Origin of the sequence: Streptomyces sp. NPDC052016 (genome assembly GCF_044548445.1) — a bacterium.
Lineage (GTDB): Bacteria > Actinomycetota > Actinomycetes > Streptomycetales > Streptomycetaceae > Streptomyces.
In genome coordinates, this window is sequence record NZ_JBIUBX010000024.1 from 131,403 (window position 1) to 148,474 (window position 17,072).

At 71.0% G+C, this 17,072-nt stretch carries 18 protein-coding genes; 4 read left to right on the top strand and 14 right to left on the bottom strand.

Annotation, left to right across the window (positions count from 1 at the left end):
- Positions 1-55: 55 nt before the first annotated feature.
- A complete protein-coding gene (locus ACIHAR_RS28015; RefSeq protein WP_365453686.1) occupies positions 56-1,150 on the bottom strand; it encodes a glutamate--cysteine ligase in 1,095 nt (364 codons plus the stop codon).
- A 380-nt stretch (positions 1,151-1,530) separates the two neighbouring features.
- On the opposite strand from ACIHAR_RS28015, the gene ACIHAR_RS28020 reads away from it, so the two are divergent.
- Positions 1,531-2,073: a DUF1360 domain-containing protein gene (locus ACIHAR_RS28020; protein WP_400022444.1), complete on the top strand. Its 543-nt coding sequence runs from the start codon at positions 1,531-1,533 to the stop codon at positions 2,071-2,073.
- Positions 2,074-2,239: 166 nt separating this feature from the next.
- Positions 2,240-2,680 carry a hypothetical protein gene (locus tag ACIHAR_RS28025; RefSeq protein ID WP_400022445.1) on the top strand — a complete coding sequence of 147 codons (441 nt, stop codon included), beginning with the start codon at positions 2,240-2,242 and terminating at the stop codon, positions 2,678-2,680.
- 123 nt (positions 2,681-2,803) lie between these two features.
- Here the strand turns inward: ACIHAR_RS28025 and ctaD are convergent, their stop codons facing one another.
- From ctaD to ACIHAR_RS28040, 3 genes are all read right to left on the bottom strand, one after another.
- On the bottom strand, positions 2,804-4,516 hold the full coding sequence (gene ctaD, locus ACIHAR_RS28030) for a cytochrome c oxidase subunit I (RefSeq protein ID WP_400022446.1): 1,713 nt from the start codon (positions 4,514-4,516) through the stop codon (positions 2,804-2,806).
- A 167-nt stretch (positions 4,517-4,683) separates the two neighbouring features.
- Positions 4,684-5,466, bottom strand: a complete 783-nt coding sequence (locus ACIHAR_RS28035; protein ID WP_400022447.1) for a phosphodiesterase — start codon at positions 5,464-5,466, stop codon at positions 4,684-4,686.
- 156 nt (positions 5,467-5,622) lie between these two features.
- A complete protein-coding gene (locus ACIHAR_RS28040) occupies positions 5,623-6,249 on the bottom strand; it encodes a hypothetical protein (protein WP_400022448.1) in 627 nt (208 codons plus the stop codon).
- A gap of 398 nt (positions 6,250-6,647) precedes the next feature.
- On the opposite strand from ACIHAR_RS28040, the gene ACIHAR_RS28045 reads away from it, so the two are divergent.
- Complete coding sequence (locus tag ACIHAR_RS28045; RefSeq protein ID WP_365453668.1) at positions 6,648-7,586, top strand: Rieske (2Fe-2S) protein; 939 nt, start codon at positions 6,648-6,650, stop codon at positions 7,584-7,586.
- Positions 7,587-7,769: 183 nt separating this feature from the next.
- On the opposite strand, the gene ACIHAR_RS28050 is transcribed toward ACIHAR_RS28045, so the two are convergent.
- The 10 genes from ACIHAR_RS28050 to ACIHAR_RS28095 form a co-directional block, all read right to left on the bottom strand.
- Positions 7,770-8,066: a hypothetical protein gene (locus ACIHAR_RS28050; protein WP_365453666.1), complete on the bottom strand. Its 297-nt coding sequence runs from the start codon at positions 8,064-8,066 to the stop codon at positions 7,770-7,772.
- Between the two features lie 184 nt (positions 8,067-8,250).
- Entirely contained in the window at positions 8,251-8,889 is a 639-nt protein-coding gene (locus ACIHAR_RS28055; RefSeq protein ID WP_400022449.1) for a DUF4232 domain-containing protein, read from the bottom strand.
- Between the two features lie 178 nt (positions 8,890-9,067).
- The gene (locus ACIHAR_RS28060; protein WP_400022450.1) at positions 9,068-11,203 is read right to left on the bottom strand and encodes a SpoIIE family protein phosphatase; all 2,136 of its coding nucleotides are present in this window, start codon (positions 11,201-11,203) and stop codon (positions 9,068-9,070) included.
- Between the two features lie 227 nt (positions 11,204-11,430).
- Complete coding sequence (locus ACIHAR_RS28065; RefSeq protein ID WP_365453657.1) at positions 11,431-11,832, bottom strand: ChaB family protein; 402 nt, start codon at positions 11,830-11,832, stop codon at positions 11,431-11,433.
- Positions 11,833-12,114: 282 nt separating this feature from the next.
- A complete protein-coding gene (locus ACIHAR_RS28070) occupies positions 12,115-12,573 on the bottom strand; it encodes an SRPBCC family protein (RefSeq protein ID WP_400022451.1) in 459 nt (152 codons plus the stop codon).
- A gap of 154 nt (positions 12,574-12,727) precedes the next feature.
- A complete protein-coding gene (locus ACIHAR_RS28075) occupies positions 12,728-13,393 on the bottom strand; it encodes a DUF3618 domain-containing protein (RefSeq protein ID WP_365453651.1) in 666 nt (221 codons plus the stop codon).
- On the bottom strand, positions 13,369-13,734 hold the full coding sequence (locus ACIHAR_RS28080; RefSeq protein ID WP_400022452.1) for a phage holin family protein: 366 nt from the start codon (positions 13,732-13,734) through the stop codon (positions 13,369-13,371). The genes ACIHAR_RS28075 and ACIHAR_RS28080 overlap by 25 nt, the downstream gene beginning before the upstream one ends.
- 52 nt (positions 13,735-13,786) lie before the next feature.
- A complete protein-coding gene (locus ACIHAR_RS28085) occupies positions 13,787-14,497 on the bottom strand; it encodes a hypothetical protein (protein WP_400022453.1) in 711 nt (236 codons plus the stop codon).
- 292 nt (positions 14,498-14,789) lie between these two features.
- Positions 14,790-15,338: a hypothetical protein gene (locus tag ACIHAR_RS28090; protein ID WP_400022454.1), complete on the bottom strand. Its 549-nt coding sequence runs from the start codon at positions 15,336-15,338 to the stop codon at positions 14,790-14,792.
- A gap of 341 nt (positions 15,339-15,679) precedes the next feature.
- On the bottom strand, positions 15,680-16,450 hold the full coding sequence (locus ACIHAR_RS28095) for a TetR/AcrR family transcriptional regulator (RefSeq protein ID WP_400022455.1): 771 nt from the start codon (positions 16,448-16,450) through the stop codon (positions 15,680-15,682).
- A gap of 104 nt (positions 16,451-16,554) precedes the next feature.
- On the opposite strand from ACIHAR_RS28095, the gene ACIHAR_RS28100 reads away from it, so the two are divergent.
- Positions 16,555-16,941 (top strand): VOC family protein, encoded by a 387-nt coding sequence (locus ACIHAR_RS28100; protein WP_400022456.1) that lies wholly within the window; start codon positions 16,555-16,557, stop codon positions 16,939-16,941.
- Positions 16,942-17,072 lie beyond the last annotated feature (131 nt).

Consider the following 17,072-nt stretch of genomic DNA (forward strand, 5'->3'; position numbering starts at 1 on the left):
GGCGCCGTCACCATCGACACCGGCACGGGCTCCTGCCGGCTCGCCGGCAGCCGGGTCACGGCGTGGTGCTCTCGACGGTGACCAGGTCGGTGACCGCCCGGATTCCGCCCCGGGCGAGGGCGGCGCGCTGCCGGTCCGCCCCGGTGCCGTTCTGCAGGAGCCGGTGGACCAGAGCGGTGACCTGCCGGCTGTCGCCGGTGGTCTCGAGTGAGGGAGCGATGTGCCGCTGGAGCTCGTACAGCACGTCGCCGGCCCGCCGCCGACCGCCTCTGGGATCGATCAAGGTGTCGCTCAGGCCGTGGCGGGCCGCGTGCCACATGGCAGCCTGCAGCAGTTCCGGGGCGCAGTGCGGCACGGGAGCCCCGGCAGTCGCGTCCGCGAGGACGATCTCGACGAGGGCCCGGACGATCCCGGCGAGCATGACCGCCTCGTCCGCGCGCAGCTGCACGTCCAGGCAGCGCACCTCGAGAGTGGGGTACCGGTCCGAGAGGCGGGCCTGCCAGTACAACTGACCGGTGTCCGAGATCAGACCGCTCTCCAGGAGCTGCCCCACCCGCCGGTCGTAATCCGCGGCGTCCCGGAAGGACGGCGGCATACCGCTGACCGGCCAGCGGCTGAAGATCACCGTGCGCCAACTGGCGAAGCCGGTGTCGTGGCCGTCCCACAGCGGGGAGTTCGCCGAGATCGCCGTCAGCGTCGGCAGCCACACCCGGATCCGGTTCAGGGCCTGCACACCCGCATCACGGCTGGGTACGGCGACGTGGACGTGCATGCCGTTGACCATCTGCTCCGCCACCAGTTGCGGCGCCTGAACGGCCATGGCCCGGTAACGGGCCCGGTCGGTGATGGCAACGGGACGACCGTGACGCAGCGGCGGGGTCGCGCAGGTGGCGATCCGGCAGCCGTGCGTCTCGGCGGCGGCGCCGACGGCGTGGCGCAGGCGCAGCAGATGCCCCCCGACCTCCTCCAGCGTGCCGCACACCGGGGTGGCCACCTCCACCTGCGCCTGCAGCAGCTCGCACTGCACCTCCTGGTCGGTCGCGAGAGACGCCAGTCCCGCCGCGGCGCGCACCTTGTCCGCATGCGGCACGGGCAGACCCGTGACCGGGTCGACCAGCAGGTACTCCTCCTCCACACCGATCGTCGTCATGGGTCCCCACTGTCCTCTCGGGAAGGAGCGCAGGCTCGTGGATGACCGAGTGCCGTGCCCGTTTCATGGCAAACTGCAACAAAGCGGGCAAAGTGTTAAGTGTCCGTCGCAGGGTGCCGCCCTCGCTCCGCATGTGGGCCTCACGTGGGCTGTGGGCCTCACGTGGCCTGTGGGCCTCACGTGCGTCCGACGACGAGGGGCGGCGCCCCGGGGCGGGCCGACTTCGCGGTTATCCAGATGAGCAGGGGGAACCCGGCGGCTCACGAACGAAGCAAGGCGACGGCACCGTCGCAGAAGCGCGCGCCGGCGCCGTGGGCACGGCAGCACGCCGCAGAACGGATCAGAACCGCCGAGGGCGCAGAAGGGAACGGAGCTCGCCCATGGGCACTTCAGCCGGCAGCCGGCTCGCACCACGAGTGAACGGGCTACTGCGACGTACGCGACGAAACTACTCGGCAGGGCAGGAGCGGCCCCTGGGAGGCTATCTCGGAGCGATGGCGGGGTTCGGTCTGTACACGGCCGCATGGGCGACGGCTGTCCGAGTCCGCGGGCGGCCGCTGCCCGACCGGCCGGAGCCCTGGGACGTGGCGCTCACCTCGGTGGCCACCTTCCGACTCAGCCGACTGCTGAGCAAAGCATCGGTGACCAGCCCGCTGCGGGCTCCCTTCACACGGTACGTGGGGCCTCAGGGGCCGTCGGAACTGCATGAGGAAGCGCGGTCCGAGCCCGGCAAGGACACCGTGGGGGAGCTGCTGACCTGCCCCTTCTGCATGAGCGTGTGGGTGGCATCGACTTTGACCGCCGGGCAGCTTCTCTGGCCGCGCGCCACGCGCACGGTGATGGGCGCGCTGGCCGCCCTGGCCGGGGCGGACGCTCTGCAACTGACGTACGGCGCGCTGGTGGCAAAGACCACCGGTGAATGATGGTCCTGTCACGAGCTCACGCGGGTGGCGGGACCGGCAGAGGGTACTTGTCGGGGCATGATCAAGCGTGCTTTGGGGAAGGGACGGGCGCCGGTACGGCCGGAGGTGTCGTGATGACCCTCGGCGAGAAGGTCGAGCAGGCCGGGACCGCCGGCCCGACTCCCATGTGCCCGCGCAGGTCCTCCAGCGGCTGACCGGCCCGCCCGAACGCCCCGCCACCCAGCCACTCATGGTCAACTGGGCCATGCACTACGGCCAGGCGGCCGTTCTCGGCGTGCTGCGCTCGGCCATTGCACAGATCGGACCGCGGGGACCGGTCGCCTCGGCCAAATGCACCGTCGTGCGGCTGACCAGCGACCGGATCCTCGAGAACGCGGCCGGTGGGGGAGCCCCGCCCTCCACCCGGCTCCGCACCGAACTCGTCGTGGACCTGGTCCACCAGGCCGTCTACGCCTTCACCACCGGCGTCGTGGCCGACGCTCTCGCTGCCCGCGGCGGACCGGGCTCCGGGCAACGCCACGCCGTCCTCCGGCCGGGCCGCCGCACCGGCGTGGGCCCCTTCCTCGCACAGATGCCCACGGCCCTGACGACTGAGCAGGTGGCGTGAGGGAGCGGTGGCCAACCAGGGCTTCCGGGCGCACAGGGCCCTGGCCTCCCGAAGTGCGTTAGCCCTCGACCGTGTGGGTCGGCGCGTCGGTGTCGTCGTGCGCGGTGCGGTGTCTGCCGTGTCTCACTGCGGTTCGCCCCTGTGGCTCTCCGCGTCCAGTGCGTCGCGCCTGCCGGCGTGCTCGCGGTACTCGATTTCCGCCAGGTCCGGGTGGTGCAGGTCGAAGGCGGGGGATTCGGAGCGGATGCGGGGCAGGCTGACGAAGTTGTGGCGGGGTGGCGGACAGGATGTGGCCCACTCCAGGGACCGGCCGTAGCCCCAGGGATCGTCGACCTCGATCCGCTTGCCCTCCTTGGCGGTCCTCCAGACGTTGTAGAGGAAGGGCAGGGTGGACAGGCCGAGGAGGAAGGAGCCGATGGAGGAGATGGTGTTGAGCGCGGTGAAGCCGTCGGCGGCGAGATAGTCGACGTAGCGGCGGGGCATGCCCTCCGCGCCGAGCCAGTGCTGGACGAGGAAGGTGGTGTGGAAGCCGACGAACAACGTCCAGAAGTGGATCTTCTCCAGACGGTGGTCGAGCATGGTTCCTGTCATCTTCGGCCACCAGAAGCTGAATCCTCCGAACATGGCGAAGACGATCGTGCCGAAGAGCACGTAGTGGAAGTGGGCCACGACGAAGTAGCTGTCGGTGACGTGGAAGTCCATGGGCGGCGAGGCCAGCAGCACGCCGGTCAGGCCGCCGAAGAGGAACGTGACCAGGAAGCCGGCCGCCCACAGCATCGGTGGTTCGAAGGAGATCGAGCCCTTCCACATCGTGCCGATCCAGTTGAAGAACTTCACGCCGGTCGGCACGGCGATCAGGAAGCTCATGAAGGAGAAGAACGGCAGCAGCACCGCCTGGGTGGCGAACATGTGGTGGGCCCACACGGTCACGGAAAGGCCGGTGATGGCGATGGTGGCGCCGACCAGGCCCATGTAGCCGAAGATCGGCTTGCGGGAGAACACCGGAAGAATCTCGGTGACCACGCCGAAGAAGGGCAGGGCGAGGATGTAGACCTCGGGGTGGCCGAAGAACCAGAACAGGTGCTGCCAGAGGATCGCTCCGCCATTCTCCGGGTCGAAGATGTGCGCGCCGAACTTGCGGTCCGCCTCCAGGGCGAACAGCGCGGCGGCCAGGACCGGGAAGGCGAGCAGCACCAGCACCGAGGTGAGCAGCACGTTCCACGTGAAGATCGGCATCCGGAACATGGTCATGCCGGGGGCGCGCATACAGATGATCGTGGTGATGAAGTTGACGGCGCCGAGAATCGTGCCGAAGCCAGCAAGTGCCAGCCCCATGACCCACAGGTCGCCGCCCAGCTGAGTGGTGCGCTCGCCGCCACTGAGGGGCGTGTAGGCGGTCCAGCCGAAGTCGGCTGCGCCCTCGGGAACCGTCAGGCTGCTGATCACCATCAGGCCGCCGAAGAGGAACAGCCAGTAGGAGAACATGTTGAGGCGCGGGAAGGCGACGTCGGGGGAGCCGATCTGCAACGGCATGATCGCGTTGGCGAATCCGGCGAACGTCGGCGTCGCGAACAGCAGCAGCATGACTGTGCCGTGCATGGTGAACGCCTGGTTGTACTGCTCGTTGGACAGCAGCTGCAGCCCAGGCCGGGCCAGCTCCGCTCTGATGGCCATCGCCAGCACTCCGCCGACCAGGAAGAACCCGAACGACGTGATCAGGTAGAGGTGGCCGATCTTCTTGTGATCGGTCGTGGTCAGCCAGGTGACGATCACCTGACCGCGGCTGCGGCGCTCTGCCGTCGGTACCGGGGCGACGGGCTCGGTGTGTGTTGCCATCGATTCCTCAAATCGGCAGAAATGGAGTGCTGGCCAGTGTGTAGCCGACTCAGCGGAAACTAAGCCTGGTGATGGGCCGCCGCTCGTTGGTTTCCCTGGTTTTTTCGGCTGAACGGCGGATTCATCCGCCCGCCCGAGTGGCAGGTCGGGATGTGGGGACGGGAGGCTTATCGACGGCCTGCCCGGGAGCCCCGATAAGCGGCGCGGCGTGTCGCGGCCAGGGTGCCGCCCGGAGTGAGGCCGGGAGCGCTGTGTCCATAGATGTCGAAGGCGATGCCGTCCTCCTGCCCGCGGGGCAGAGGCGTCCGTACCGTGAGGACGCCGAACGCACGCCACGTTCGGTCCGAGGTTTCGGCGCACAGGTCGAACACGAGCGGGGCGGCGGCGAGGGCCTTGCGCAGACTCGCGGGATCGCCGGACACCGGTGCCCGACCGGAGCGCCGAGGGAAAGCGGCGAGGAGGCGCGTTCGGCCACCGACCCGGTAGGAGAGGAGGCTGGAGTAGGGGCCTGCCAGGGCGTCGGCGCGGGGCAGTGGCAGATGCCGGGTGAGCCGGCCCGGGCCGCTGCTCGTGAGGAGCAGGTCGAGGATCCGGTCAAAGCCGTCGGCCTGCTCCACGCGGATGGCCAGGCCCAGCCCGTCGGGCAGGCGTCGAGGAAGGCCGGCCGCGCGCGACAGGCGCACGGTCGCGGTGTACCGCCGGGGCGTGTCCAGCCACGCCGCGTTCCAGGGCTCGCCCGGGTCGGCGAGGATCTCCAGGTCGGCCGTGCACGTCAGGCCCTGCGGATGCAGAGCCGGGGCCCGGCGCAGCCTGCTCATCAGGCGGAAACCGGCTTCGGTCGTCGTCAGGAGCCGGGACTTGGTCGTCGGCCCGCGTCGTCGTTCCCCGGCCGGGGCACCGTGACGCGGCCGGACGAGACCGCTCAAGGACCGGACGGACCTCACCGCCATTCCCGGCTCCTCTCCTCCGCCTCGTCCTCGGCTCCGGGGCCGTTGCACTCCGCTGCGAAGCGGTCGTGCGGGTAGGCGCCTTCCGGCCGGGGCCTCGGCGACGGCCGCGTCAGCCGTCCCCTTCGGCGGCCGGCCGGGTACCCCGGCAGGATGGGTTCACTCCGGGGCCAGTGCCACCGTCGTCGTGACCCGTGTGACGGACGGTTTCCGGGGCACCGAGCCGAACCCAAAGCGCACCGGCGGCTCCACCTGGGCCGCCGCACCCAGGTCGGTGCCCTCGTAGGCCGCGGTCACCGTGCGGACCGGCCGCAGGTCCCGGGCGCCGTACCACTCCCTACGGCCGTCGCCGACAGGGCTTCGGGTGCGCACGCCGCGCAGCAGCAGGCGGGCGGGCCAGTCCGTCAGCGCGCACCACGCGGGGCGGCGGGCGCGCGTGGCGGGCACGGCGCACAGCAGGAGTCCGAGGAGTCCTCGACGACCGGTGGTGAAGCGCAGGTCGAGTGGCCCGGCGGAGACGGTCCAGGTGTCACCGATGACCCGCACGTCGACCGGAACGACGTGCACGGCGTCGAAGGCGTAGGTGTCGCTGATGAAGTCCGCCGTCTCCCGCGAACGGGCCAGCAGCAGGCGCTCTCCGTCGGCGCGTTCGAGCATCACGTCACTGAACGGCCCGAACGGCGACCGTTGCCAGTGGCCGACGACGATGCGCGTCCCGGACGAGGTGCCCATTCCGGCGATCCGGCCGTCGAAGCGCAGCCGCAGCTTCGGTCGCGGTCGCCGCATCCGTGCTCGGGTCGGCCCCGGGCCGGTGCACGTCCGCCTTCGCGGCGCGGAGCCGCGAGGGTCCGAGGAGGACGACATGCCTGCCTCCTTCCGGGGGCGCCGACGGGGCCGCCAGGGGGCGCCCGGGGACGCGCCGGAAAGCCGGGCAGGTCCAGCGGCGAACGGCCCCCGGACATGCACGCTCTCACCCGGCCCGGACACCTGCCACCGGGGGGTACGGAGGTTCCGCGGATGCCCGCTGCCGCACGCGCGAAGGCCGGGTGGTGGGGGTTCGTCCACACCTGTCGCAAGGAGGACCTGTCGTGAGGACGACCCTGCGTGGGCCCGGCCCGTGATGACGACCTGCGGGGGGCCTTCGCGCGTCGTTTGTCCTGTGACCGGGCGGGGACTCGGCGCCCATGAGTGCAACGCCGCGTCGCCGTCGCCTTCAGCAGAACCGGGTCCTGTGGCTCCTGGACCGTCTGGAGCGCATGCCCCAGGCCGACCCGGTGATCGACCGCCTTCAGGCGGGGGTACGGTCCCTGCCACTGGGGCCCGTACGGGATGTGCTGCACGGCAGGTGGCTGGGACACCCCGTCCATCCGCTGATGGTGCAGGTCCCGATCGGAAGCTGGCTTTCCGCGGCCGTGCTGGACACGCGGCCCGGCCGCTCGCGGGAGGCGGGCCTGCTCGTCGGGGTCGGGCTGGCCGCCGCCGCGCCGTCCGCGCTGGCGGGCGCGGTCGACTGGGCGGAGCTGCACCGTGAGCAGGCGCGTGTCGGACTCGTGCACGCGGCGGCGAACTGGGCGGCTGTGGGGCTGTACGCGACCTCGCTCGCCTGCCGTCTCAAGGGGCGTACGGCGGCCGGCCGGGTGTACGGCTTCCTGGGCCTGACGGCGGTGGGGCTCGGCGGGATGCTGGGCGGTCACCTGGCCTACCGTCAGGCCTCCGGCGCCAACCATGCGGAAGAGGTCCCGCACGTGGTCCGTGAGGGCTGGCACCGGATCGGTGGGGTGGCCGAGTTCCCGGTCGGGCAGCCCGTACGGCGCCTCGTGGACGACGTGCCGGTCCTGGTGTACCGCGCATCCGGCGGAACCATCCACGCACTGGCCGAACGATGCAGCCACCTCGCGGGCCCGCTGTCCGAGGGAACGGTCGCCGACGGGTGTGTCCAGTGCCCGTGGCACGGCAGCGTCTTCCGGCTCTCGGACGGATGGAACGTCCGCGGACCCGCCACCGCACCCCAGCCCGCCTTCGACACCCGCGTCCTCGACGGACACGTCGAAGTCCGTCTTCGCCGGGACGCCCGGGCCGACGGGGGACAGGCAGCGGCGGAAAGGGTGCACGAGCACACCTGACGGCAGCCGCCTCGCGCAGAACGTCGGGCGCCTCTCTCCCGGCCTGGGCTTCAGCGGTGTGCACGGCTGCGCGGGCCGTACCCGCGCAGCCGTACCACGGCGGTACGTCCATCGCACCCCCGCCAGAACCCGCCGGCACCTGCCGAGGGCCCGCCACCCGCCGCACCTGATCCGGAGCCCTGCCTACCGCTGCGGGACGGCGAGTTCACGGCCGCGGTAGAAGCCCTCCCGCTCCTCCACGACGTACGCGGCCATGTTCGCGCGCCGCTGCGCCTCCGCTTCGGAGGTCCGCCACGAGTCGCATGCCTCCTTCGAGTCCCAGAAGGACACTCCGGTGACCTCCTGCGCGTCCTCCGACCAGTACGCGAACGCGCGGCGCATGCCCTGCGGCGAGGGGTCAGGACGCCATGCCCGCTCGAACTCCTCCAGGGCGCCCGGCCGAATGCGGCGCGTCGTCACCCACACGAAATGCTCCTCCACCGCGGCCTCCTCCATGCGGTCCGGCCTACCGGCCTTCTTCCGACCACCGTAGGTTCCGAGGCGCGCTTCCGCCTGCGGGACGATCGCTACCCACAGTGACAGTGACAGGGGCAGGGGCAGGGGCAGGGGCAGCGGTGTTGCCCGGCCGGCCGATGTCGGCGGGGACCCGGCCGAGCGAGCCCGCCTACAGGCTGAGCGCGTCCTCCACGTTGTTCACCCAGGCGGTCACGGAGTTGGTGTCGGGCGAGACGTACAGGTCGGGGGTCTTGGCCTTGAGCGGCGGCTGTTCCAGATCGGACTCGGTGTTCATGGTCATCGCGATGAACTGCACGGTCTTCCCCTTGCCGTCGTCGGCGCCGCCCATGAGACCGGCGTAGGCCGACGCCCCCGGCTCGAGCCTGAGCGCCTCCTCGATCCCGGGGGCCTCGCCCCGCTCCGTGGCCTGTCCGTCCAGGTCGCCGAAGGTCACGACCGGATGGCCCAGTACCCGGCACGCCTTCGTGCTCTTGTTGGTGATCTTCAGGAGGTAGCTGCTGGTCGTGGGTTCCGCCATGGTCGCGGTGAACTTCACGTCGTACGTGCTGCACGGGAAGACGTCGTGATCGGCCGACGAGCGGTCCTCCGTGCCGGACGGGCCCTCGCCCGACGCCCCAGAGGAACCGGGCGGCGTGGACGGCGTCGCCGGTGCGGCCGACACGGACGGACTCGCCGCCGGTGCCGTCCCGGCCCCGCTCGCCGCGCCGTCTTCGGCAGGCTCGCAGGCGGTCAGCGCCAGAGCGGAGACGGCGGCGAGGACGACGGCAGCTCTGTGAACGGTGCTCATGGTGGTGTTCCCCCGATCGAGAGGCACGAAGTGTGCCGGACTGCGCACAAGCGTCTCCCAGATGCTTCACAGCTTGGTGACAGGATCTTGCCGGCTCCGCCACTGTTGCGGCCGGTCGCCCGGCGGCCCCGGGCGCCCCGGTGCGAAGCCGACGGCGGGCGGGGTGCGCGCCGGTCCGTCACCGGCTCTGCAGCAGGAGCAGGGCGGTGTCGTCCGTGTGCGTGTGGTGGGGGACGGCGTGGTGGATGAGGTGGTCGGCCAGGTCGTCGAGCGGTCGGTCGCCGCCGAGGGTGAGGTGGTGCGCCAGGGTGGTGATGGACTCGGTGATGTCGGCGTCAGGGGTTTCCACGAGGCCGTCGGTGTAGAGGGCCAGGACCGAACCCACGGGCAGCGCCGCGGTCGTGACCCGATAGACGGACTCGACGCTCATGCCGATGCCCAGCAGAGGCCCGGGCTCCACGTCGAGCACACGGGTTGCGAGTTCGGGGTGAGGGTCCCGCAGCAGCGCGGGCGGATGTCCCGCGCTGGCCAGGTAGATGCGCCGTTCGGCCAGGTCGATGTGGACGTAGAGGCAGGAGACGAACAGGTCGTTGTCGAGGTCCACCAGGACCCGGTTGGTGCGGGCCAGGACTTCACCGGGCAGCGCGCCGACGGTGGCGTTGGCGTGGACGGCGGTGCGGACCTGGCCCATGAGCGCGGCGGCGGTGATGTTGTGCCCCTGCACGTCCCCGATGACGGCGGCCGCGGTGGTGTCGCTGAGGCGGATCAGGTCGTAGAAGTCGCCGCCGACGTCCATCCCCTGGGCGGCCGGCAGGTAGCGGGCGGTGACGTTCAGCTTCGGGATGGTCGGCAGGGTGTGGGGCAGCAGGGCTTGCTGGAGCCCGTGAGCGAGCCGGTGCTTGGCGTCGTAGAGCAGCGCGCGGTCCATGGCCTGGGCGATGATGCCGGCCAGCGAGACGAGGACGGCGCGGTCGCCGGCGCTGAAGACGTGCGGGTGCTCGTAGGAGAGCACGCAGCACCCGACGTGCCGGTCGGAGACGACCAGGGGCAGGAAGGCCCATGCCTGTTTGCCGCTGAGTGCGGGTGCACGGGGGTGGGCGCGGGCCAGCTCGGCGGGGTCGGCGTAGAAGGCCGGGACGCCGCCCTGGAGGACCTGGCCCGCCGGGGTGAGCCGGGTGTCCAGCGGCAGACCGTCCAGGCGGGCGATGATGCGCGGGTCGTAGCCGCGGTGCCCGATGATTTTCAGGCGTCCGGCGTCGGCCACGGAGACGACCATGCCTTGGGCGCCGAAGGCGGGCAGCACCTGGTCGGCCACCACGTTGATCACGTCGGCCACGGTGACGGTCTGGCTCAGGGCGGCCGCCAGGTGGACCAACTGGTGGATCCGCCCCGCGCGAAGCCCCTCGGGCGCGCTGTCCAGGTGCGCGGTGATGTGGGGCGGCGGCGCATCGGCCGGATCCCGTTGTTGGTTGGGGACGATGAGAGCGCTGATGCCGCTGTCGTCCGGGTAGAGCCGGAAGTCGAGCCATCTGTCGGGTGGGCGCAACGCGGTGTAGGCCACAGGCTCACGGCTGAAGACGGCGGTGCGGTAGTTGTCCTCGTGGACGGGGTGGTCGAGCCAGGGCAGGGCCTGCCACGGCACGGTGCCCATGAGGCGGTCGACGGTGCTGCCCAGCAGCCGGGCCGCGGCGTCGTTGAGGTAGGTGATGCGCCCTTCCAGATCCAGGCTGAGGGCTCCCACGGGCAGCCGCTGAACCAGGTCGGCGGCGGCGAGCCCGGTCTGGGCCGGATCCGGGCCGGGCCGCCGGCCCAGGGTCACGGCACGGGGTGTCTCGGGGATCGCCGGGGGAGCGGGGGAGTCGTCCAGCGCCCGGGTCAGGCTGCGCGCGCTGGACATGAGCAGGTTGTGCTCACGGCGGGTCAGGGACGGCGGGTGGTTTCCGGACCACAGCAGCCCCAGCGCGCCCCACCTGCGGACGCCGTGCAGCGGGGCGCAGGCGAGCGCGAGCTGGTAGGGGAACGCCGCCGCCATGTTCGGATACAGGCGGGCCATGTCCTCCTGCCGTCCCACCCACACCAGACGGTCCTCCCGCACCGCCTCGGTCAGCGGACCCCCGGCCGACAGTGCCGTCCGATGCGGCAGCGTGATGGCCACCACCGGCACTCCGCACACCGCCGCCAGGCCGAGCACCGGCTCGCTCACGGACAGCAGGTACACGCCCCCTGCCAGAGCCCCCGTACGGCGCACCGTGGCGCTCAGCGCCTCGTCCAGGGCCTCTTCGCCGTCCAAACTGCCGTAGGGGATATCTCGCACATATCAGACAGTACGCTGCTGGACGCCGAGGCTCCGGTTCGGCGACCCGACCGCGGCACAGGACCGATCCGGTTCGCGGGTCGCCGTATGCGGGACTGGGCGGAGGAAACCCGATGTTGCGCCGATCGGTGGCTGCTCGGCGCGACGCAGCCCGTGCGTCCTGCGCGGGGGCGCATGACGCCGCCCCCACGGAGAGGAGCCCGCCGCGCGTCCGGTCGGTGACCGACTCACCCGCGAGCGGCCCGCGTCCTCGAACGGTTGGCCTTGCGGATCGCCTCCATCAGCTCCCCCTTGGTCATCCGCGACCGTCCGCCGATGTCCAGCCGCTTCGCGATGTCGTACAGGTGCTCCTTCGAGGCGCTCTCGTCGACACCCTCGCCACTGCGGCCGCCGCGTCCCCGGGGCCGCGCCGACCGCGGGTCCGAGGGCCCCATACGGCCGCCCTCCTTGCGCTCCCAGTGGTCGCCGACCTTCTCGTACTTGTGCTTCAGCGCGCCGTAGGCCACCCGGTGGGCGCGCTCTCCCTCGCCGTACTGCTCCACTGCCGAGTCGTGCGCCTTGATCCAGGTGCGCTGGGCGTCCTCGGCGGAGCGCTCCAGAGTCGAGGGGAGTTCCTCTCGTCCGGGCATGGGACCTCACCTCCGTGCGTCATGACGCGCGGACACCGTCCACGTTCCCGGGGCCGTGCGCCGAAAACCGGCCCGCGGACGGACGCCGCGAGGCCGGTTCTCTCCGCATGGGCGCCCTGCGCCTGCACACCGCCCGGTGCCCGGACGACTCCCAGCGCCGGAGATCGGCGTGCGGGGCCGTCCGGTCCAGGAGGTGGCGAAGGCGGACCGGCGCCGGGCGGCGGGCCGGTCACCGGCCGCGGGCGACGGAGAACGCGCGGCCGGTGAACCGTGCCCCTCAGGTCATCCGGGCTTGATGCGGCCGCGCCACGCGCCGGACTCGTCCCCGCGCTGTTCGATGAACTCCTTGAACCGTCGCATGTCCCCCTTGACGCGTCGGTCGATCATCCCCAGCATGTCCCCCGCCTTCTCCGCGGCGCCGCTGGGCTCGACGTCCATCACGAGTTCCACCCGGGTGTGCGTGTCGTCCACGCGCTGGAAGCGGACCATGCCCTTCTGCTGCGTCTCTCCGGTGGTGCTACGCCAGGTGATCCGCTCGTCGGGGAGCTGGTCGACGATCTCGGTGTCGAACTCGCGCCGTACGCCGCCGATCTTGGTGACCCAGTGGTTGTGGCGGTCGTCGAGCTGCCGGACCTCCTCCACACCCTCCATGAAGTTCGGGAATTCCTCGAACTGGGTCCACTGGTCGTACGCGGTGTGGACGGGGACCTCGACTTCGACTGCTTCCTTCACCGTGCTCATGACCTCACCTTTCTCGCTGTTCGACCCGCCGCGGTACGGCTGCGCGCCCGCCACGGGTCTCCCACACCGCGGCGAGTACCCAAGAGAAGGCCTTTCGCCCGTCGGCGGCGCTCGCCGCCGGGACGGACCGGCCACGCGGGGCTGAACGGAGCATTCACTGTCCCCGGCTCTTGTCGGTGATGTGCTGAGCGGAGCCGCGGGCCTGGTCCGCCACGGTGCCGGCCTGATCGCGGGCTTCGTCCTGGGTGGTGCGGACGGCCTGTTCGGCGGTGCCCTTCACCTCTTCGGCCGCGCTCTGTGTCGCCTCTTTCGCGCCTTCCTTGAGGCTCTGCGCGGACTCGAGCGCGGCCTGCTTCACCGGTTCGAGGGCCTCTTGGCCCTGTTGCACCAGACCGGAGGCAGCCTGCTGCTCGGTCTGCGACGTCGGCAGCAGGGAGGACGCCAGCACCCCGGTGCCGAAGGCGATCAGGCCGGCTGCCAGCGGATGGCCCTGCGTCTTCCGCATCGTTTGTTCGGGCGTCCGCCTGACCGCTTCACCGGCCTGTTGGGCGGCGTCGCGGGCGGTGTCGGTCACCTGTCCGGCGCCTTCCTGCACCGAACCGGCCGCCGACCGGGTGCTGTCGGCGAGACTGTGCGCGGTGTCGGAGGCGGAGCCCATGATCCGCTCGCGGAGGCCGATGACCCTGCCCCGCACCCGGTCGGTGCGACGGCGCACCGCGTGCCGGGGGCTGGCCCGGTCGGCGAGCCGGTTGACGTCGGTGGACAGACGGTCGCGGGTGGCGTCGATCTCCGCCCTCATCTGGTCGGGTGACGTGCCCATCGCGTGTTCTCCTTCATCGATTCGACGGTCTGTTCGGGCTTCGGAGTGACGGTGCGCATCCGGCTGCGGCCCCGCGCATAGAGGACGGCTGCCACCACGGCCCACACGGCAGTGACGATCACGGCGGCCCAGCCGCCGTCCATCACGTTGGCCAGGCCGAGGACGGCGGCCAGCGACAGGAACAGCAGGGCCATGTAGCCGGCGAACCCTGCGCCGCCGTACATTCCCGCCGCCTTGCCCGCCTTGGTGGCTTCCTGCCTGACCTCGGTCTTGGCCAGCTCGACCTCCTGACGGAAGAGGGTCTGGATGTCCGAGGTCACATGCGACAGCAGCTCACCCATGGATGGGTCCTGCCCGTAGGAGCTGCCCTGGTTCGGCTGGAACGACGACACCTCACACCCCCGGACGCGGAGGCTCCGGCATGTCACCGGGAGCCGCACTTGTGGGCGGGCCGGGCGGCGGGGCCGACGACGCGGCCGGTGGGGACACCGGCGGCTGCGGCGGTGTCCACTGACCGGTCCCGGGCGCGGGCGTCGGCATGTCGGGCTCGATCGAGCCCTGTGGCCCCACGGCTCCCGGGGACTGCTCCTGTCCGGCCTCGGTGGATTGCGCGGCCTTGCCCGCCGTCTTCCCAAGGCGCCCGACAGCGAGCCCGGCCAGCAACGCCCCGCCCAGGAAGAGCCCTGGGCGCCGACGAGCGAAGCGCTGCAGGTCGTCGACCATGCCGTCGATGCCTTGCTTGTCCACGTAGTCGGCCGCCCGGTGCCCGCGGTCGGCCACCTGGGACGCGAGGCTGCGGGCGGGCGAGTCGCCCGGAGCGTTGTCCGCGAGCTCGGCCAGGTCCTGTGCCCACTGCCGCAGCACCCCGGCGGCTCGTCTGGTCTGTCCTTCGGCCTCGTCCATGGCACGGCCGCGCAGTTCGCCGACGACCGAGCCGGCCTGCTGCCGAGCCTCTCCCGCGACCGCCTTCACCTGCTGCGCCGCCGTGGCCGTCACCTGGCCCGCGGCCTGTCGTGTCTGACCGGTGGTGGCCGCCGTCTCAGCTTTGACCGTCTCTCCGGTCTGCTGGATCCTTCCGCCCCTGTCATGTACGGACTCGCTCATCGGCAACCCTCCTAGCCACGCAGTCCCATGGACCTCATGGGACCCTGCTCAGCCCGAGTGTCTGCTTTGAGGCGATTCACACATCTTTACGAAGAAAGTGCCGGATGTTGGGGGATTCGGACGGGCCGTCCGGCATCCCGATGCGCCCGCCGCTCAGGACGGCGGTCGGTATGGGGTGGCTGTGTTCGACGGGATCCCGCGCTGACAGCGGCCGGGCACCGTTCAGCGACCGGGCACCGTTCAGCCCCGCGGCGGGAAGTGCGGCGGGGCTGGAGTGAGTCCTGCGAATGTGTCAGCCCGTCAGGAACCACAGCTGAGAAGCGGTGGCGTGTCCGCCGGGCATCTCCCGCAGGGGCGCAACGTTGTCGTCGCCATAAGTAGCGGTGACGGCGAGGTCCTCGTTGAGGTAGGGCACCAGGGCCCAGGCGTTACCGTCGACGGTCGGCCGCAGCCGCCACCACTGAGCCTTCTTGGTGGACTGGCACGGGGCCAGGTAGACGTAGGAGCCTGCGTCACCTCGGACCTCCGCGCAGTTGCCGGTGGTGGTGATCGTCCACTCGTAGACGCTTTCGCCCTGGGCTGTCCGCGTGGGGGCGAAGCGGAAGGTGCGCGGGAACGGGTGGTCCGCCCGGTAGTACACCTGCAGGTAGGTGTCCTTGCCGCCTGAACCGTCGTCGGGGATGAGGTAGTTGGTGTGGGCCACGCTGGTGACGACCACGGGGCCCGAGGGGGCGGCGGGAGCGGCGGGCGCCGCCTGGGCGGGATTGCTGAGGGTGAGGCCGGCCAGCGCCGCGACCGCGGCGCAGAGGCCGACGATGCGCTGTCGAATCGGCAGGGTCATGGGAGAGTTGCCCCTTCCTCTGGGAGTCGCGGGACGTCGCCCGCGGCTCATGTGATTCAATCGCGGTTCCCTCCCGTCGGGGATCGCCCGCGCGGGTGAAGGCGGGCCCCTGACCTGCAGAAACGACATTTCTTGAGGCTGGCCTTCACAGATCCGGTGATCGTGGGGTCCGGCATCGGCGAGGCCCTGGAGCCACCGACCGAGTCGACCGGAGGCCGGGGTCGATCGACCGCAGGTCAGGGTCGTGGGTGCGAACCGGCCAGCTCGGGACCGCACATGGGGTCGCCGTCGGCGGCCATTGGGTGTGAACGAGAACGTTGGCGGGTCGGCCGATGAGATAGCTATCGGGACCGGCTCTCGATGAGGTGGGCAAGGCCGTCCAGGATGCGCTGCAGCCCGAAGTCGAAGGCGTGTTCAGGGTTGTACACGCCTTGGTGAGCCGCGCCCGCGGCGCTTCCGACCCGGGCTGCGAGAGGGAACCGGGCGGGATCGAAGACCCTGTCCAGAAGCGGCGCGTTGACGGCCCACCACTGCTCGTCGGACATGGCGCTGTCGCGGGGGGCGGCCTGGGTGTCGAGGTCGGCACGTGCGACGGACTGGACGAAGCCGAGCAAGAAGGTGAGGGCGGCATCCATCTCGACGTCATCGAGCCCGAGGCCGTCGAATGCGGCCAGTTCGTGTTCGTACTTGGTCATGAGTCCGGGGCCGAGCGGAGGGCGTGTGGTGGGCAGAGTCGCCACCCACGGGTGGCGCCGACAGAGGTCGCGGTTCTCGTGCGCGACGGCCTCCACCCTCGTACGCCACGGAGCGGCTGCGTGATCGGTGCGCGGCATCCGCAGATAGACGGCGTCCACCATGAGGTCGAGCAGCTCTGCCTTGCCCGGGACATACGTGTAGAGCGTCATCGGAGTGACGCCCAGTCGCTGGGCGACGCTGCGCATGGTCAGGGCGTCCAGTCCCCCGGAGTCGGCGAGGTCGACGGCGGCCTGGACGACGGCGTCGACCGTCAGACCTTGCCTGGGGCCGCGCCGGGGGCCGCCCTGTCCCGGCTCGCGCCACAGCAGTTCCAGGGTGCGGGCCGGGTCGACCGCGCCGCTTCGTTCCTTCGCCATGCGCCCCATCCTCTCCGCGAGGGCTCTGGTTCTGCGCGAACCCTTTACTCTGTACGACGTATACTGTACAACGTACAGAGATTGTTTCCGACCTCAGGAGAACCATGAAGATCGCTTCCACCGCCGTCTCCCTGACCGTCGATGACGTTCCCGCCTCCGCCGCATTCCTGACCAGGCACTTCGGTTTCCAGGAGGCCATGGCCGCCGAAGGCTTCGCCTCACTGGTCCGGGAGGACGCCGCCAACGTGATCTTTCTGCAGCGCGGCATCGAGGTCCTGCCCGACGGCTTCAGGGACCAGCACGCCGCGGGTGTGATCATCGCCTTCACCGTGGACGACCTGGAGGCCGAGTACGAGCGACTGCAGGACGAAGGCGTCTCCATCACCCTGCCGCTGCGCGAAGAGCCGTGGGGCGAGCGCCTCTTCCAGGTCACCGACCCGAACGGTGTGGTCCTCCAACTCGTCTCCTGGGCCGCGCCCGACAACCGGTGACGGCCTGACGGCGATCACGGAGCCAGTTCACAGGCACCCCCGGAGGCCCCGCAGCGGCGATCCTCGGTGCCCCCGACGTGGAATTCGCAGGCGCAGGGGCATACGGGAGGCAGGCAAGCAGAGAAGCGGAC